Source organism: Bradyrhizobium icense (assembly GCF_001693385.1).
Lineage (GTDB): Bacteria > Pseudomonadota > Alphaproteobacteria > Rhizobiales > Xanthobacteraceae > Bradyrhizobium > Bradyrhizobium icense.
The window spans coordinates 4,591,568-4,606,730 of sequence record NZ_CP016428.1 but is presented as its reverse complement, the minus strand read 5'-3'; the positions used below and the strand labels follow the sequence as shown (position 1 = coordinate 4,606,730).

16 protein-coding genes are annotated in these 15,163 nt (G+C 64.5%); 7 read left to right on the top strand and 9 right to left on the bottom strand.

All coding sequences use genetic code 11. The features are described from left to right. Window positions 1-20: 20 nt before the first annotated feature. Both LMTR13_RS21715 and LMTR13_RS21710 read left to right on the top strand, forming a co-directional pair. Window positions 21-464: a MarR family winged helix-turn-helix transcriptional regulator gene (locus LMTR13_RS21715; protein WP_083219125.1), complete on the top strand. Its 444-nt coding sequence runs from the start codon at window positions 21-23 to the stop codon at window positions 462-464. A 69-nt stretch (window positions 465-533) separates the two neighbouring features. Then, entirely contained in the window at window positions 534-1,238 is a 705-nt protein-coding gene (locus LMTR13_RS21710; protein WP_065729608.1) for a hypothetical protein, read from the top strand. Window positions 1,239-1,701: 463 nt separating this feature from the next. On the opposite strand, the gene LMTR13_RS21705 is transcribed toward LMTR13_RS21710, so the two are convergent. Further along, the gene (locus LMTR13_RS21705) at window positions 1,702-2,406 is read right to left on the bottom strand and encodes a DJ-1/PfpI family protein (protein WP_065729607.1); all 705 of its coding nucleotides are present in this window, start codon (window positions 2,404-2,406) and stop codon (window positions 1,702-1,704) included. Window positions 2,407-2,518: 112 nt separating this feature from the next. Between LMTR13_RS21705 and LMTR13_RS21700 the strand changes: the two genes are divergently transcribed. Further along, on the top strand, window positions 2,519-3,457 hold the full coding sequence (locus LMTR13_RS21700) for a GlxA family transcriptional regulator (RefSeq protein ID WP_065732870.1): 939 nt from the start codon (window positions 2,519-2,521) through the stop codon (window positions 3,455-3,457). Window positions 3,458-3,472: 15 nt separating this feature from the next. Here LMTR13_RS21700 and LMTR13_RS21695 read toward each other — a convergent pair whose 3' ends face one another. The 5 genes from LMTR13_RS21695 to LMTR13_RS21675 all read right to left on the bottom strand — a co-directional run bounded on the left by LMTR13_RS21695 (window position 3,473) and on the right by LMTR13_RS21675 (window position 7,981). Next, on the bottom strand, window positions 3,473-3,958 hold the full coding sequence (locus LMTR13_RS21695) for a hypothetical protein (protein ID WP_065729606.1): 486 nt from the start codon (window positions 3,956-3,958) through the stop codon (window positions 3,473-3,475). A gap of 163 nt (window positions 3,959-4,121) precedes the next feature. Beyond that, window positions 4,122-4,964: an endonuclease/exonuclease/phosphatase family protein gene (locus LMTR13_RS21690; RefSeq protein WP_065729605.1), complete on the bottom strand. Its 843-nt coding sequence runs from the start codon at window positions 4,962-4,964 to the stop codon at window positions 4,122-4,124. A gap of 85 nt (window positions 4,965-5,049) precedes the next feature. After that, on the bottom strand, window positions 5,050-5,949 hold the full coding sequence (locus LMTR13_RS21685; protein ID WP_065729604.1) for a hypothetical protein: 900 nt from the start codon (window positions 5,947-5,949) through the stop codon (window positions 5,050-5,052). A gap of 274 nt (window positions 5,950-6,223) precedes the next feature. Further along, complete coding sequence (locus LMTR13_RS21680) at window positions 6,224-7,171, bottom strand: alpha/beta hydrolase (protein ID WP_065729603.1); 948 nt, start codon at window positions 7,169-7,171, stop codon at window positions 6,224-6,226. 30 nt (window positions 7,172-7,201) lie between these two features. Continuing rightward, window positions 7,202-7,981 (bottom strand): SDR family NAD(P)-dependent oxidoreductase, encoded by a 780-nt coding sequence (locus tag LMTR13_RS21675; protein WP_065729602.1) that lies wholly within the window; start codon window positions 7,979-7,981, stop codon window positions 7,202-7,204. A gap of 288 nt (window positions 7,982-8,269) precedes the next feature. Between LMTR13_RS21675 and LMTR13_RS21670 the strand changes: the two genes are divergently transcribed. Beyond that, window positions 8,270-9,247: a DUF2155 domain-containing protein gene (locus LMTR13_RS21670; RefSeq protein ID WP_065729601.1), complete on the top strand. Its 978-nt coding sequence runs from the start codon at window positions 8,270-8,272 to the stop codon at window positions 9,245-9,247. A 45-nt stretch (window positions 9,248-9,292) separates the two neighbouring features. Here LMTR13_RS21670 and LMTR13_RS21665 read toward each other — a convergent pair whose 3' ends face one another. Then, entirely contained in the window at window positions 9,293-10,252 is a 960-nt protein-coding gene (locus LMTR13_RS21665) for a LysR family transcriptional regulator (protein WP_065729600.1), read from the bottom strand. Between the two features lie 103 nt (window positions 10,253-10,355). Between LMTR13_RS21665 and LMTR13_RS21660 the strand changes: the two genes are divergently transcribed. Next, on the top strand, window positions 10,356-11,537 hold the full coding sequence (locus tag LMTR13_RS21660; protein ID WP_065729599.1) for an MFS transporter: 1,182 nt from the start codon (window positions 10,356-10,358) through the stop codon (window positions 11,535-11,537). Between the two features lie 25 nt (window positions 11,538-11,562). Then, a complete protein-coding gene (locus tag LMTR13_RS21655; protein WP_065732869.1) occupies window positions 11,563-12,597 on the top strand; it encodes an aldo/keto reductase in 1,035 nt (344 codons plus the stop codon). 73 nt (window positions 12,598-12,670) lie between these two features. Here the strand turns inward: LMTR13_RS21655 and aat are convergent, their stop codons facing one another. Next, window positions 12,671-13,345 (bottom strand): leucyl/phenylalanyl-tRNA--protein transferase, encoded by a 675-nt coding sequence (gene aat, locus LMTR13_RS21650; protein WP_065729598.1) that lies wholly within the window; start codon window positions 13,343-13,345, stop codon window positions 12,671-12,673. Between the two features lie 249 nt (window positions 13,346-13,594). On the opposite strand from aat, the gene LMTR13_RS21645 reads away from it, so the two are divergent. Continuing rightward, window positions 13,595-14,629: an IS110 family RNA-guided transposase gene (locus LMTR13_RS21645; RefSeq protein ID WP_065732464.1), complete on the top strand. Its 1,035-nt coding sequence runs from the start codon at window positions 13,595-13,597 to the stop codon at window positions 14,627-14,629. 218 nt (window positions 14,630-14,847) lie between these two features. Here LMTR13_RS21645 and LMTR13_RS21640 read toward each other — a convergent pair whose 3' ends face one another. After that, window positions 14,848-15,135 (bottom strand): BBE domain-containing protein, encoded by a 288-nt coding sequence (locus LMTR13_RS21640; RefSeq protein WP_065729597.1) that lies wholly within the window; start codon window positions 15,133-15,135, stop codon window positions 14,848-14,850. Window positions 15,136-15,163 lie beyond the last annotated feature (28 nt).

Below are 15,163 nucleotides of genomic sequence, written 5' to 3'. Positions count from 1 at the left end.
GGTGTAGATACACTTATTTCATGAAGCAGGCAAACGACCCCGACGCCGCTGACTACATGGCCGCTGCGGGCTGTTTCTGTCTGGCGTCGCGGCAGGCTGCGCGAAAGATCACGCGGCTGTACGATTCTTACATGCAGGAATCCGGAATTCGGATCACCCAATTCACCATCCTGTCGCAGTTGATGCTGCGAGGGGAAATGCCGATCGGCAGGCTGGCCGGCATTCTCGGCATGGAGCGCACGACGCTGACGCGAAATCTCGCGGTGCTCGAGCAGCAAAAGTGGATTTCGATCAAGGCCGGCGACGACCCGCGCGCGCGCATGATCAGCATCACCAGGCAGGGACGGAATGTGGTGCGCCGCAGCTTTCCGTTCTGGTCGAAGGCGCAGGCGCACTTAAGCAGGTTGCTCGGCGCCGACGGCCAAGCCGCGCTGAAACTATTGGATGCCCGGAATTTGGGCTGAAACGAAGGGGCTTTGGCCGACGCGATCGTTCATCGCGATAGGTGTAACTGCACGTAAAGAGAGATATCCATGCTCGACTTCATCGGAACCATCGTGCTCGTTGCCGCCATCATCGTCAGCATCAATGCGCTTACCGGCGCGATGCCGATCAGCACAGCGCAGCGTATCGCCGTCTCCGTCGGTGCCGGTCTGTGGACCGGGCTCGCCGCCGCGCTCGCGGCCGCAAACCAGTTCCGCGGCGCAAGTCCGCTGGGACCGCTGATGATCGGTGCGGTCATCGCGCTCCCGCTGGTAGCGACTGCCGTTGCCAGCGCGATCTCTGCGCCGGTGCGCGCGTCGCTGCTCGGAATGCCGATGCCGTTCCTGATCGGCCTCAACGTCTGGCGCATAGCGGGAGGGTTCTTTATCCTGCTCGCGGCCGAAGGCCGGCTTGGCGGACCATTTCCATATTCGGCAGGCTGGGGCGATATCATCACCGGCGTACTCGCTCTGCCAGTGGCCTGGCTCGCGCTACGCGGGCAAGGCAGAGCGCTGGTCTGGACCTGGAACGCATTCGGCATGCTCGATCTCGTTGTCGCGATCACGCTCGGCGTCATCTCGGCGAATGGGTCGCCGCTGCAGGTGATCCATGCCGGATCAGGCTCGGAAGCGGTGCAGGTGCTGCCGTGGTCGCTGATCCCGACCGTATTGGTGCCGATGTTCCTTATTGTGCACGCCGTCATTTTCAGGCAACTGGCCCGCGCCAGCCAGGGCGCGGAGGCCTCGCAACGATGATGATGCGCGTGCTCGGTCATCCGGGCTTGCGTCGCGATGTGTTTGGTCTTGCTCCAGGTCTGTGGATAACGGGATCAGCGGGGACATTCGTCACGGCTCCCTTGTGCTCAGCGCGTTATCGCGGCTCAATGTAGCCATCTTACGGAGATGGGAAACCATCGCGTCGGTGCCGGGCTCCAGTTCGCGACTGCCCCGGCGAGCAGCGGTCACCGAGTAGGACACGGCCGGGAGATAGGCCCCCGGTGCGGAGGTTCTGAAATCGCCCGCTAATGTGTGGCTGCCGTAGGACAGGAAAGGCCGTCTGGGAAACCGGGCGGCACCTTTTTCTTCGTGGCGGCAATCACGTGTCCCGGACGCGGTGCAGCGTGCAACGATGCACCGCAGAGCCGGGACCCATATGTGTGTAGGTCCCGGCTCTGCGTCCCGTCACTTTCGTGCCGCGCCGCGTCCGGGACACGGAGATTTACCCCAGCCGCGCGGCGGCACGGTCGATCATTTCGCCGCGGCGGATTTGCGCTTGCGCGATCCTGTCCTTCATGAATGCAAGCACTTCCGGCGGCGCGGTGTCGGGCGAGCCGGAATTGAACGGCGGCGCCGGGTTGTATTCGAGCCGGAGCTGGATCGCTTCCGCGGTCTTCTGGTCGTGCAGCAGCGAGACCAGCGTCAGCGCGAAATCGATGCCGGCGGTGACGCCGCCGCCGGTGACGCGGTTGCGGTCGACGCAGACGCGCGTTTTGGTCGGGATCGCGCCGAACGCTTTCAGAAAATCCATCGCCGTCCAATGCGTAGTCGCGCGAAAACCTTTGAGCAGGCCGGCTGCGCCGAGCACCAGCGATCCCGTACAGACCGAGGTGATGTATTTCGCTCCCGGCGCTTGCTTGCGCAGGAAGGCCAGCATCTCCTCGTCGTCGATCATGTCGTCGGTGCCGAACCCGCCGGGCACGCAGATGACGTCGAGCTGCGGGCAGTCCGCAAAGGTCGTGGTCGGCGTCAGCACCAGCACGGAATCGCTCGCGACCGGTTCGATCCGCTTCCAGATCAAATGCACCTTTGCGCCGGGCAGGCTGGAAAACACCTGCAGGGGACCGGTGAAATCGAGCTGGGTGACGCGCGGGAACAGGACGAGACCGATTTGCAGCGGCGTGGGCGTTGGAGATGGCGCGGACATCGTGACCTCCGGAAAATTTGCCTTGACGGAGGGCATCCTGCCATGGTCGCTTCGTGTCCAAAATGGCATATTTCCCTCATTTCAGGACATCGGCCAAAAGCGGGTAAACATCATGATCGGCGTTCTCGTGTTTCCAGACTTCCAGTTGCTCGACGCTGCCGGGCCGATTTCGGCGTTCGAGATCGCGGCGCGCTTTGCCGAGGGGGCGCCCGCGATCCGCGTTCTGGCGGTGACGGCGGGGCCGGTGCGCTCGTCGTCGGGCGTCGAGATCGTCGCGAGAGGATTGAAATCGGCATCGGCGATCACGACGCTGATCGTCGCCGGCGGCGAGGGTGTACGGCAGGCCGCCGCTTGCGAGAAGACGGTCGGCTTCGTGCGCGCGATTGCCAGATGCGGCATCCGCATCGCCAGCGTCTGCTCCGGCGCCTATATCCTCGCCGAAGCCGGCCTGCTCGATGGCCGCCGCGCCACCACGCATTGGCAGCGCACGCGGCATTTTCTGAAAACCTATCCGCAGGTGAAGCTGGAGCCCGACCGCATCTTCGTGCGCGACGGCGACGTCTGGACCTCGGCCGGCATATCGGCCGGCATCGATCTGTCGCTGGCGATGATCGCGGAGGATTACGGCGACGAGATCGCGCAGAACACCGCAAAGCAACTCGTGCTCTATCACCGCCGCAGCGGCGGCCAGTCGCAGTTCTCATCGCTCCTGGAATTGAAGGCGCCGAACGGCCGGTTCGGGACGCTATTGGCCTGGGCCCGCGAGAATCTCGATGCGCCGCTCACTGTCGAGGACCTCGCCGAGCAGGCCGGCATGAGCTCGCGGCATTTTACCCGCGCCTTCATGGCCGAGACCGGCACCACACCGTCAAAGGCGGTGGAGAGGTTGCGCATCGAGGTGGCGCGGCAACGCGTGCAGTCCTCCAGCGAGGCGATCGAGCGCGTCGCGCAAACCACCGGCTTCCGCGACCCCGAGCGGATGCGCCGCGCGTTCATCCGCGCTTTCGGCCAGCCCCCGCAATCGCTGCGCCGCGCGGCGCGGGCAGGGTAGGTGGATGGAGAGCAGCTACCTCCGGAAATCCACGCGGCCCTGCGCAAAGTAGCCATCTATTCGCTGGTCGTTCACGACGAGGCCGACCCAGGGGACCGTGATCTCCGGGTTGTTCAGGTTGATATACTTGCCGACCAGTCGCCGCGGGCCTTCGCGACGTGCGTCGATCAGTCCCCGGCGCGCGCCGGAACTCCAGTCGAATAGCAGGTATACGCGGTCCCCCACGGTTCTCGCTTCGCCCTGGCCCTGTTTCCATTTATCGGCAGCATCGCCCGGGATAGTGGGGTCGGCAGCGCCCTTCCAGCGGCTCGACCACTCACCATCGATCGTGCCGTGCTGATAGCTCGCATCTCCAGGGCTCCATGGCGCTGCATTCTCATCGGTGGCGGATTCTTCCGGCACCGTGATGCGGGCGAACTGCATCACATCGTCATCACTGGGATTTGGAACGTCCATGACGCCGAAGGGATTTCGGCTTGCCGGATTGTTTTCCGATTTCATTGGCTTTCTCCAACTGCAATCGCCTTGCCTTGATTCAACGGCACGGCTTGGTACGTGAGCATCGGATCGCAGGACGAAGCCGTCGCGGCCACCCGATTCCCGAAGGAACTGCAGTGGCGATGTTGCCGAAGCCGATTTCGAACAGTGCCAGGCTGCAAGGGCCTCACGCGGAGGGAGCGGTGCTGATTTCCAGATCGGCCACGACGCCAAAATGGTCGCTGGGCCAGATGCCGTCGACCGGCAGGTCGAATGCGAGCGAGGCGGCCTGAACGTCGCAGCTCGCCTTCGGGTGGGCGTCCCGGGAGCCCACGAACACGTAATCGACCCTGCGCCGATGACGCGGCTGACGGACGATCCGGTCGATCTCCGACTGTGCATTTGGATTGTCGACGCTCCAGGTATAACCCTGACCTTCGCCTGCGACTTCCCAGGCGTCGTGATACTTGACGCTTCGTCCGCCGAGCGACTGCAGTCCGGTGAGGTAGCGAATGCTGGCCGCTTCAGGCGTTGCGTTGAAGTCGCCGGCGATGACGGTGGGAAGGGGCTGCCGGTGACGCGCGTCGAGATCCGTCAGCGCAACGACCTGCCGTTCCCGGGCCGATTCCGCGGCAAGCCGCCACGAGGTCGTAGCGGCGATGAACAGGAGATCGCCTTCGCCGGGTAGCGGCACCGTTACTGCCAGCGAGCACCAGGGGACATCGTTCGCATCCGACATGCGCAGATCGAGGACTTCCTCGACGCGATGCGGCCATCGCGTCGCGACGGCGCCTCCGCCAAAACGATCGGCATGGGGCGGGACGCTGCGCAGCACGTCAGCCTGATGCGTTCCATGCAGGCCGGTGTCGTGGATCAACTCGTCGAGTTGCGAATGGTCCGGCGATTTGACCACTTCCTGGAATGACACGAGGTCGGGAGCCAGCCGGCGCAGTTCCAGGTTGATCAAGCCGGTTCGTTTCGGATCGCCTTGCCGATTCCAGACGTTGAGCGTGACGACGCGTAGCCGCATCCTCGAAAGCCGGCTTCATGAACCAACCCGGACAACGTCCGCTGGAGCGGTTTGGTTCAGCGCTTGTCGGTGGCCGTCTGCTGGCTCAGGCAACGTCGGCTTTCGCGCTCGGCTGCTCTTCCGCGAGCAGGGCATCGAGGTCGACGAGCTGCGGATCATCAGGGTCGGGTTCGCCGCTCTGTCCCGCGCTGCCATGAAGATGCATCAGCGTCTGCACACGGCGGGCGTTGAGATGATCCACGTGCTGATGCTGCAGCGCGACCGGCAGCAACGCCTTGGGCAGCCCGACCAGCGCGAAGGCCGGAACTCGGCGCACTTCACCGTCCTCGCGCCACTGCAGGGGATGCAGGGTGTAGATCAGTTGCCGATCGATCTCGGCGGATAGCGGTTGCTCCGACTCTGACAGCATGGGGCTGGCGAGATTGGCGTTGCCGGCTCGTGTGCGCACGGCCGCGGACCGCAACTCCCAACATATCAAGTCCGCCGCCGAGAGAACCTCGCGACGCACGGCATCGACGTTGCTCGAAAACCTGGTTGCGTCCGAGATCGACAGCGTAGCTTTGGTGACGGCTTCGACGAGCGCCGTGGCACTTGCATCAAATCCCGGCGCAGCGCGCTCGATGGCTGCAGCCATCGCTTCGATCTGGTCGGCCATCGTATCGCGGTCGCGCTGTGCCTTGGCGTCAGCCAGTGCGCGTTCGGCTGATGCGACCTGCTCGTCGTGTTCAACCAAATTGGCGCGCCAGGTCTTGGTGCGCTCTTCGACGGCGCGCATGTCGGCCTCCGCCCGATCGAGCCGGGCAGCGGCGGCTCCTGCGACCGCCAGCCGTTCGGTGGCGGCGCGTTTCTCCGCAAGTTCCGTTTCGGCAATGCTCAAGCGGTCGGCCAGCTTCTGCCGGGCCGCCAATTTCTCCTTTAGCGCGTTCTCGAAGCGCTCGATCGGGTCGAGTTCGCGCTTAAAAAGTTCGCGCTTAAAAAATGCCATGGCAAATACCCCCGCGCGTCGCGATCGTCCGCCGAATCAGCGGCAGATCGGTTTATGCGCGAAGACTAGCCTGAAAATGGGAGACATTGCGGCTTGATGACGCCGGTCAACAAGATGTGGATGCGGGCGGGTTCCAGCGGTGTAACGACACCGTTGGCCTTGCGACCCCGGGCAGCGTCAGCGCAACAGGATAAAGTCGACGGGTATTCCAAACACAAATATCGGCTCAATCACGATGGCCTCGAACGTGCGCGACAAGGAGGGGACTGTAGCGCTATTTCAGCGCCTTCAGCCACGCCGCGATCTCGCTGACGGCGACATTGGCCTGCTGCAGCAGCTTGCCCATGGTGAAGAAGCCGTGGAACTGGCCGGGGAAATGCCGGTAGGTCATGGGCACGCCGGCCTCCTTGAGCCGCGCGGCATATTCGGCGCCCTCGTCGCGCAGCGGATCGGCGCCTGCGGTCAGCACATAGGCCGGCGGCAAGCCGGCGAGCGTTTTGGCGCGCGCGGGCGAGGCCTTCCAATGCTCGATGTCGGCCGCGCCGTTCAGATAATGGTTGCAGAACCATTTGGTCACGGAGTGCGTCAGCAGGATGCTGGTCTCGGGCTCGCTGTGCGAGGGATGGCTCATCGCAAAGTCGGTGGCGGGATAAATCAGCACCTGGCCGGCGAGTTTCGGGCCGTCGCCGTCGCGCGCGGCGAGCGCCACGACGGCGGCGAGATTACCGCCGGCGCTGTCGCCGCCGACCAGCAAGTGAGCAGCGTCGATGCCGAGCTTGCTGGCGTTGGCGGCAACCCACCTGGTCGCAGTGATGGCGTCGTCGGCGGCGGCGGGAAATTTGTGCTCCGGCGCCAGTCGATAGTCGACCGAGATCACGATCAGCTCGCCTTCATGGGCAAGCTTCTGGCAGACCACCTCGTGGGTATCGAGATCGCCGATCACCCAGCCGCCGCCGTGAAAGAACACCAGGCACGGCGCAAGGCCGTTGTTCTTGCGCAGCGTCTTCGGCGTGTAGATGCGCGCCGGAATCGTGCCGTGCGGCGCGGGGATCGCGAGTGGCTGGTTGGATTCGAGCGCTGGCGGTTCGGGATTACTGACGACGCGGGCGCTTCGATAATATTCGCGCGCTTCCGGCGCGGTCAGCGTCTCATAGGCGGGACGGCCCGCCTCCTGGAAAGCCTTGTAGACGGCGGCGGCATCGGGATCGAGCGTGACGGGCATGATGGGGAATGACCTCTGTTTCTGAGTGCGTCAGGCGGCGGTGCGCCCGCCATCGACGGTATAGGCGGAGCCGGAAACGTAGCTGGCCTCGTCGGAGGCGAGGAACGCCACGATGGAGGCGACTTCGGACGCCTGTCCGAGCCGCCGCGCCGGAATCCGGTCGACGATCTTTTCGGTCGGCGGCGGCTCATTGCCGGGGTTGCGGCCCTGTAGGATCGTGCTCAGCATCCGGCTGTCGATCAGGCCGGGGCAGACGCAATTGACCCGCACGCCGGTGCCGGTGCATTCCCATGCGGCGCTCTTGGTCAGACCGATCACCGCGTGCTTGCTGGCGCTGTAGACGGCGATCATCGGCGAGCCGACCAGGCCGGCGATGGAGGCGGTGTTGATGATGCTGCCCTTGTTCTGCTTCAGCATCACCGGCAGAACATGCTTCATGCCGAGAAAGACGCCGACGACGTTGACGTCGAGCACGCGCCGGAAACTCTCCAGCGAATATTGCGGGATCGGCTTGATATCGCCTTCGACGCCGGCGTTGTTGTAGAAGGCATCGATCGTCCCGAACCTGTCGACGCTGGCGCGGACATATTCCGCGACCTCGTCTTCCCGCGTGACGTCGGCGGTGACGGCAAGCGCCTCGGCGGAGGCGGGCAGGTCGCTGATGGCGGCCTTGAGGTCGTCTTCCCTGCGGTCGACCGCAACGATGCGGGCGCCGCGCTCGGCCAACAGGCGGATGGTCGCGGTTCCAATGACACCGGCCGCGCCGGTCACGACGGCAACCCGGCCATCGAGGCGAATTCGATCGGGCATAGCTTGAGGTTTCCTCTGACTCCTTCCGGTTTTCCCGGATTTTGGTGGTTTTCGCGCGTGGCCGCGCGACGGAGGTGACTATTTCATCTGAAACGGGGGATGACTAGATCATGGGGGCACTATTCGAGAACCGGTTTCGTCCATTCCGGGCGCCGCCATGGAGTGCGGCGGGAAGGCGGCAAACCGCCCTTTCCCCGCCGTATTCACCGTGTTAACCGGGAAGGACGCGAGCGGCGGATTAGTCTGTACTATGTCGCGAGCCCGATTCGCCCATTAAAGCCGCGCGAGATGCTTCGAACCATTGCCCTGACCGGTCTTGCGGCCCTGATCGCCGCCACCATGACCTCGCTCGCGCCGCCCGCGCAGGCGCAGATCGGCAATATCTTTTCCGATCCGCCGCTGCGGCCGCCGGGTGCCATTCCGCGCGGCCATCAACAGCAGCAACAATTCCCTGATGACGACGAGGAAGTGCCGGAACTGCCGCGCGGCCGCCTGCTGCCGACGCCGAACCGTCCGCCGCCGGGCCAGGGTGCGCCCCCGCCGGGAAGCTTCCAGTCGCAGCCGCTGGCGCCGCCGCCAGGGACTCCTCAGGGCACCCAGCCGGGTGTCGCCGTTCAGCCGCCGCAGCCCGGAGGTCCAGGCGTCGCCAACGTGCCGCCGGGCCAGCGCCAGCCTCCGGCGAAGGGCGTGCCCAGTTCGCCGGCGACCCTGCAGCCGGGCGACGAGGTCGTGTCCGAACCGCCGGCAACCAAGATCACCAACAAGAAGGCGAGCTTCTCCGGCCTCGACAAGATCACCGGCCGCATCATCAATTTCGACGAAGATATCGGCGAGACCGTGCAGTTCGGCGCGCTGCGCGTGAAGACCAGCGCCTGCTACACGCGCCCCTCGACCGAAGCGGCCAACACCGACGCCTTTGTCGAAGTCGACGAGATCACGCTGCAGGGGGAGGTGAAGCGGATCTTCTCCGGCTGGATGTTCGCCGCCAGTCCCGGCCTGCACGGCGTCGAGCACCCGGTCTACGATATCTGGCTGACCGACTGCAAAGGCCCAGACCAAACCATCGTCAGTGCGCAGCCCGATCCACCGAAGCCGGCCGTGCCGCCGCCGGGTGCGAAGCGTCCGCCATCGCCGAAGCAGGCGGCGCCGCGTCCGCCGGGACCGCCGCCGCAGCCGCAATTCCAGCAGCAGCCGCAGCAAGCACCGCCGCCGCCTCCGCCGCAACAGCGGCCGGGCGGGTTGTTTGGCGGGTTGTTCGGGAATTAGCCAGGACGTCTGCGCTTCCGTGTGGGCGTCTTCTGTCCCAAACACTTAGTATCCGCCGTGCAGCTTCCACTTGCCGTCGGCAGCGCGCCTTAGGGTGGGGTCACCCATCCGGATGTGCGTTGCGAGGAAATCGATGAAGGTCCGCACGCGCGCTGGCAGCGGCCCGGCGTGGCCGACGTAGATCGCATGGATGTCTTCGCGGTCCCCCGGATTATAGTTCTGCAGCATCGGAACGAGACGCCCGGCCTCGATGTCGGGACCGATGTGGAATAGAGCCAGGCGTGCGCAGCCGACGCCGCCGAGCGCGAGCCGGCGGACCGCTTCGCCGTCGCTGGCGCGCGCGGACGGCGGCGGCAACACCTCCTCGATCCGCTCGCCGCGACGAAATGGCCAGCCGCGGATGCTGCGCGGAAAAGTCCAGCCGATGCCGCGATGGCTGGCGAGGTCAGCCGGCGTCTTCGGCTCGCCGAAACGGGCAAGATAGGTCGGCGCGGCTACCACCGCCATGCGGCTGGTCCCGAGCTTGCGCGCGACGAGGCGCGAAGCCCCCAGCGGCCCGACGCGGATGGCTACGTCGGCGCGCTCCTGCATCAGGTCGATGACGGTATCGGTGAGGACGACGTCGAGCGTGATCTCCGGATGCTCGACGAGGAAGCGCGGCAACAGCGGCATTACGTGCCGCATGCCAAAGGGGATATTGCTGTTCACCATCAGATGCCCGCGCGGCGCCGCACCGGAGCCGGCCTCGCGCTCGGCCTCCTCGATCTCGCCGAGGATGCGCAGCGAGCGCTGGTAGAAGGCTTGGCCTTCCTCAGTCAGTTGGAGTTTGCGTGTCGTCCGGTTGACGAGCCGCGTGCCGAGCCGGGCTTCCAGGCGGGATAGCAGCTTGCTGACGCCGGATGGGGTCAGGCGAAAGCTCTTTGCCGCAGCGGTGAACCCGCCGAGGTCGACGACGCGGACGAAGACCTCCATCTCGGCGGAACGATTGGTGTCGAGTCGGCTCATGTTGATTTCACGTCACAAATGATTGGACTGCCGGCACTCTAATTCTTCCACCGTCCTTCCGCTATTTGCGTTGCAGCAATCCTGTCCCTATCCGGAGCAACGCATGCCTGCCGCCGTCCTTGCGCTGACCGCCGGTGCCTTTGGCATCGGCACCACTGAGTTCATCATCATGGGTCTCCTGCTGCAGGTCGCCGCCGACATGCAGGTCTCGGTCTCAACGGCAGGTCTCCTGATCTCCGGCTATGCGCTCGGCGTGTTCGTGGGAGCGCCGATCCTGACGCTGGCGACGCGGCGGATGCCGCGCAAGGCGGTGCTGCTTTCTCTGATGGCGATCTTTACCCTCGGCAACGCCGCCTGCGCGCTGGCGCCGGACTACGGGCTGTTGATGGCGGCGCGGATCCTCACCTCTCTCGCTCATGGCACATTCTTTGGCGTCGGATCGGTGGTGGCGACGAGCCTCGTCACTGAGGACAAGCGTGCCTCCGCAATTGCCACTATGTTCATCGGACTGACGGTGGCGACACTGCTCGGCGTACCCTTTGGTGCGTGGTTCGGCCTGATGCTGGGGTGGCGCGCCGCATTCTGGGCGGTGACCGCGATCGGGGTGGTCGCCTTCGCTGTGCTGGTCGTTCTCGTTCCCGGCAACGTGGGTGGCGATGAGAAAGCCACTTCGCTGCGCGAGGAACTGGCGGTGGTCGGCCGTCCGCAAGTCCTGCTCGGCCTCGCCATGACGGTGTTCGGTTTTGCCGGCCTGTTCGTGGTCTTTACCTATGTTCAGCCGATCCTGACGCGGCTGACCGGCTTCTCTGAAGCGGCAGTCTCGCCGATCCTTCTCGTGTTCGGTGTCGGCCTGTCGATCGGCAATGTTGCGGGCGGGCGGCTCGCCGACCGTGGTCTCGGACGCGCCCTGATCGGTACGCTCGCGGCGCTTGCGCTCGTGCTCGTCGCGCTTGCGGCAGTGCTGCCGATCAAAGGTCTCGCCGTGGCGTCCATCTTCCTGCTCGGCATCGCCGCCTTCGCCACCGTTGCGCCGCTGCAGCTTCGCGTGCTCGAAGCGGCCGGCGCGGAGGGGCGCACGCTCGCCTCCAGCCTCAACATCGCGGCCTTCAATCTCGGCAATGCGCTCGGCGCCTGGGCCGGCGGGCTTGCGATCGATCACGGCCTGGGCCTTGCCGCGCTTCCGCTCGTCGCGGCGGCGATCACCGCGGGGGGACTCGTGCTGGCGCTATGCAGCATGCATCTGGACCGGCCGGTACCTTCCGCTGCGCCGTGCCCGGCGGAATGAAGAAGGATCAAAAGGGAGCACGATGATGGAATATCGCAATCTGGGTGCCTCGGGCCTGAAGGTCCCCGTTATCAGTTTCGGCACGGGCACGTTCGGCGGACAGGGGCCGCTGTTCTCGGCCTGGGGCCAGAGCGGCGCCGAGGAGGCGAGGCGGCTAATCGACATCTGCCTCGAGGCCGGCGTCAACCTGTTCGACACCGCCGATGTCTATTCGAACGGCGCGTCGGAAGCGATTCTCGGCGCCGCGATCAAAGGCCGCCGCGACAGGGTGCTGATCTCTACCAAGACGAGCTTGCCGACGGGTGACGGTCCATTCGACGCCGGCTCATCGCGACATCGCCTCGTGTCGGCGGTGGACGCTGCCCTGCGGCGGCTCGGGACCGACTATATTGACTTGCTGCAACTCCACGCCTTCGATGCCTTCACGCCGATCGAGGAAGTGCTGTCAACGCTTGACGGGCTCGTCCGCGGCGGCAAGTTGCGCTATGTCGGCGCCTCCAACTTCTCGGGCTGGCAGTTGATGAAGTCGCTCGCCATTGCCGAGCGTCACGGCTGGCCGCGCCATGTGGCGCACCAAGTCTATTATTCGCTTGTCGGCCGAGACTATGAGTGGGAGCTCATGCCGCTCGCCCTCGATCAGGGCGTCGGCGCGCTGGTCTGGAGCCCGCTGGGTTGGGGGCGTCTCACCGGCAGGATACGACGTGGCCAGCCGCTGCCGGCGGGCAGCCGCCTGCGCGAGACGGCGCAGTTCGGTCCACCCGTCGACGAGGAGCGGCTCTATCGCGTCGTCGATGTCCTGGATGCTGTCGCGACCGAGACCGGTCGCTCCGTGCCGCAGGTCGCGATCGCATGGCTGCTCACCCGCCCGAGCGTGTCGTCCGTGATCATCGGCGCGCGCGACGAAGCGCAGCTCCGCGACAATCTCGGCGCGGTCGGCTGGTCGCTGACCGCCGAGCAGATCGCGCGCCTGGACAAGGCGAGCGCGGTGATGCCCTGCTATCCCTACTATCCTTATCGCACCCAGGAAGGCTTTGCGCGATTGAACCCACCGCCGGTTTGAGCCATTTGGAAGTGGGCGAGACAACGAGCCCGTAGCTTTCGATTGCCCGGCGCCGCACCAGGTTTGGACCAAATCAATTGCGTTTGGCGATGATCGCGAGCGCCTCCGCACCGCCGATGCTGGACGGTAGCCGCATAAAATCCGCTTGCTCCCCCGCGATCGCCTTGTCGAGAAGTGCGCGATAGCGGCGCCTTGGAATTTCGACCGCTCCGAAACGGCGCAGATGTTCGGTGACATATTGCGTGTCGAGCAGCTCGAACCCGCCTGCGATCAGCCGCGCCACCAGATGCACCAGCGCCACTTTGGAAGCGTCGCGGACGCGATGAAACATGCTTTCGCCGAAGAACGCCCGCCCCAAACTCACGCCATAGAGGCCGCCGACGAGATCGCCGTCCTGCCAGACCTCGACGCTGTGGCAGTGCCCGAGCTCGTGGAGCCCGAGATAGAGATCGCGGATGCGCTTGTTGATCCAGGTGTCGTCGCGGCCCGGCTGCGGCGCCGCGCAGCCCGCGATGACGGCCTTGAAGGCGGTATCGACGGAAACCCTGAAATTGTCCGAACGTACGGTGCGGGCAAGCCGAGAGGCGATGCGGAAGCCGTCGAGTGGAATCACACCGCGCATTTCCGGCTCGACCCAGAACAGCGTCGGATCGCCGGCGCTCTCGGCCATCGGGAAGATGCCGCAGGCATAGGCCCGCAGCAGCACTTCGGGCGTGATTTCGGAAGCAGCAGACTCACGTGTGGTCATCTGCCGATGATAGTAGGATGCCGACGGCCGATGCTACTTGCCAAAATGACGGCCACCGCCGGATAGCGGTGGCCGGTTCCTCGCGTCAAACTCAATCAGATTGCACCCGCTCCAAGAACGTTCCGACAATATCCTTGGACATACTCGAACTGCGCGGCGGACGTGATCATTTATGATGGGGTGGACGCCCCGCCGACGGCATCGATGTGCCAAAGTGGAGATGTTGAGCACCACTTAAGGGAGGCGTCCGTGTCAGAGGTTATCATAATCGGTCTGGATATCGCCAAGCATGTTTTTCACGCGCACGGAGCGGATGAGCGGGGTCGAGCGATATTCAGCAAGCGGATCAGCCGAGGAAAGCTGCTGGATTTCTTCGCAGCCCAGCCGAGTTGCACGGTAGCGCTGGAGGCATGTGGCGGAGCACATCACTGGGCCCGTCAGCTCACCCAACTCGGCCATGAAGTTCGGCTGATCCCGCCCGCCTATGTAAAACCGTTCGTGAAGCGGCAAAAGAACGACGCGATCGATGCCGAGGCGATCTGCGAGGCAGCGCAGCGGCCGAGCATGCGGTTCGTGGCCGTGAAGAGCGAGCAGCAACAAGCGGCGGGTCTGGTGTTTCGGACCCGTGATCTGTTAGTGCGGCAGCGAACCCAGCTCATCAACGCGATTCGGGGACACCTCACTGAATATGGTTGGGTCGCACCCAAGGGACCATCGCATGTGGCGATGCTTGCCGACCTGATCGAGGAAGAAGAGATGGTCAGCTCGCTTCCAGAAGCGGCCCACACCATGTTCCGAGTGATGTTAGACCTGCTCGCCGGCCTCAATGGCAAGATCGCGGATCTCGACAAGGAGATCGCCCGACGTGCCCGCGAGGACGAAGTATCGCGAAGGCTGATGACCATTCCCGGCATTGGCCCAATCTCCGCTACCGCGATCACCGCTCTAGCACCGCCGGCCGAGACCTTTGCCAAGGGCCGGGACTTTGCCGCCTGGCTGGGTCTTACGCCTCTTCAAAGATCGACAGGCGGCAAGCAGAAGCTCGGTGCGACATCCAAAATGGGTGAGCGCACACTCAGGCGCCTCCTCATCATCGGCAGCAGCGCCGTCGTGCAGCAGGCAAGCAAACGGGGCGCACCAAAGGGTTCGTGGCTCGAACAGATGCTGGCTCGCAAACCACGCATGCTGGTAACCGTCGCGCTCGCCAACAAGATGGCGCGGATTGTCTGGGCACTACTTGTAAAGCAGGAAAACTACAGAGCTCCGGTCGCCGCCAAGGCGTAAGCCTAGTGGGCCTGAGGTCGTCAGAGATGTAGTCGGTCGAAGGAGGGTATGGCGCAACAGTCGGCGAGACGGGGCCGGAAGAACCAGATGTACTCATCGTGCCTGGAGCACGTATTTATGATTTGGTTCCGGTCCGCGAACTCCCATACGGGCCCGCAGCTCCATCGCTGCATCAGAGGCCGGACAGATGGCAGCATCCGACTACGCGCCAATCTTCTTCAAAAACCGCTTGCATCTCGCGGGGCGTCCACAGATGAGTGCAGCGGTTTGAGGTTCTGGTTCACGCAAAAGAAGTTTGTCGGGTCGTACTTGGCTTTCAAAGCGACGAGGCGGTCGTAGTTATTGCCATAGGTTGCCTTGAGCCTGTTGTCGTCCCCATCGTCCATCATGAAATTCACATAGCTGCCGTCAGCTGAGTAGGGATGCACGGCCTCCCAGTAGCCCTTGGTGCAGCGCGTGATTTCGCCCGCATTTTGCGGATTGGGATCGATACCCGCAATGACCATCGACCAGGTCGCATCGCGCGTGTTCCAA

Bases quoted from the DNA above. Each gene is read 5' to 3' on its own strand.
- LMTR13_RS21715 (WP_083219125.1), top strand. From the start codon at position 21: ATGAAGCAGGCAAACGACCCCGACGCCGCTGACTACATGGCCGCTGCG.
- LMTR13_RS21710 (WP_065729608.1), top strand. From the start codon at position 534: ATGCTCGACTTCATCGGAACCATCGTGCTCGTTGCCGCCATCATCGTC.
- LMTR13_RS21705 (WP_065729607.1), bottom strand. From the start codon at position 2,406: ATGTCCGCGCCATCTCCAACGCCCACGCCGCTGCAAATCGGTCTCGTC.
- LMTR13_RS21700 (WP_065732870.1), top strand. From the start codon at position 2,519: ATGATCGGCGTTCTCGTGTTTCCAGACTTCCAGTTGCTCGACGCTGCC.
- LMTR13_RS21695 (WP_065729606.1), bottom strand. From the start codon at position 3,958: ATGAAATCGGAAAACAATCCGGCAAGCCGAAATCCCTTCGGCGTCATG.
- LMTR13_RS21690 (WP_065729605.1), bottom strand. From the start codon at position 4,964: ATGCGGCTACGCGTCGTCACGCTCAACGTCTGGAATCGGCAAGGCGAT.
- LMTR13_RS21685 (WP_065729604.1), bottom strand. From the start codon at position 5,949: ATGGCATTTTTTAAGCGCGAACTTTTTAAGCGCGAACTCGACCCGATC.
- LMTR13_RS21680 (WP_065729603.1), bottom strand. From the start codon at position 7,171: ATGCCCGTCACGCTCGATCCCGATGCCGCCGCCGTCTACAAGGCTTTC.
- LMTR13_RS21675 (WP_065729602.1), bottom strand. From the start codon at position 7,981: ATGCCCGATCGAATTCGCCTCGATGGCCGGGTTGCCGTCGTGACCGGC.
- LMTR13_RS21670 (WP_065729601.1), top strand. From the start codon at position 8,270: ATGCTTCGAACCATTGCCCTGACCGGTCTTGCGGCCCTGATCGCCGCC.
- LMTR13_RS21665 (WP_065729600.1), bottom strand. From the start codon at position 10,252: ATGAGCCGACTCGACACCAATCGTTCCGCCGAGATGGAGGTCTTCGTC.
- LMTR13_RS21660 (WP_065729599.1), top strand. From the start codon at position 10,356: ATGCCTGCCGCCGTCCTTGCGCTGACCGCCGGTGCCTTTGGCATCGGC.
- LMTR13_RS21655 (WP_065732869.1), top strand. From the start codon at position 11,563: ATGGAATATCGCAATCTGGGTGCCTCGGGCCTGAAGGTCCCCGTTATC.
- aat (WP_065729598.1), bottom strand. From the start codon at position 13,345: ATGACCACACGTGAGTCTGCTGCTTCCGAAATCACGCCCGAAGTGCTG.
- LMTR13_RS21640 (WP_065729597.1), bottom strand. From the start codon at position 15,135: ATGGTCATTGCGGGTATCGATCCCAATCCGCAAAATGCGGGCGAAATC.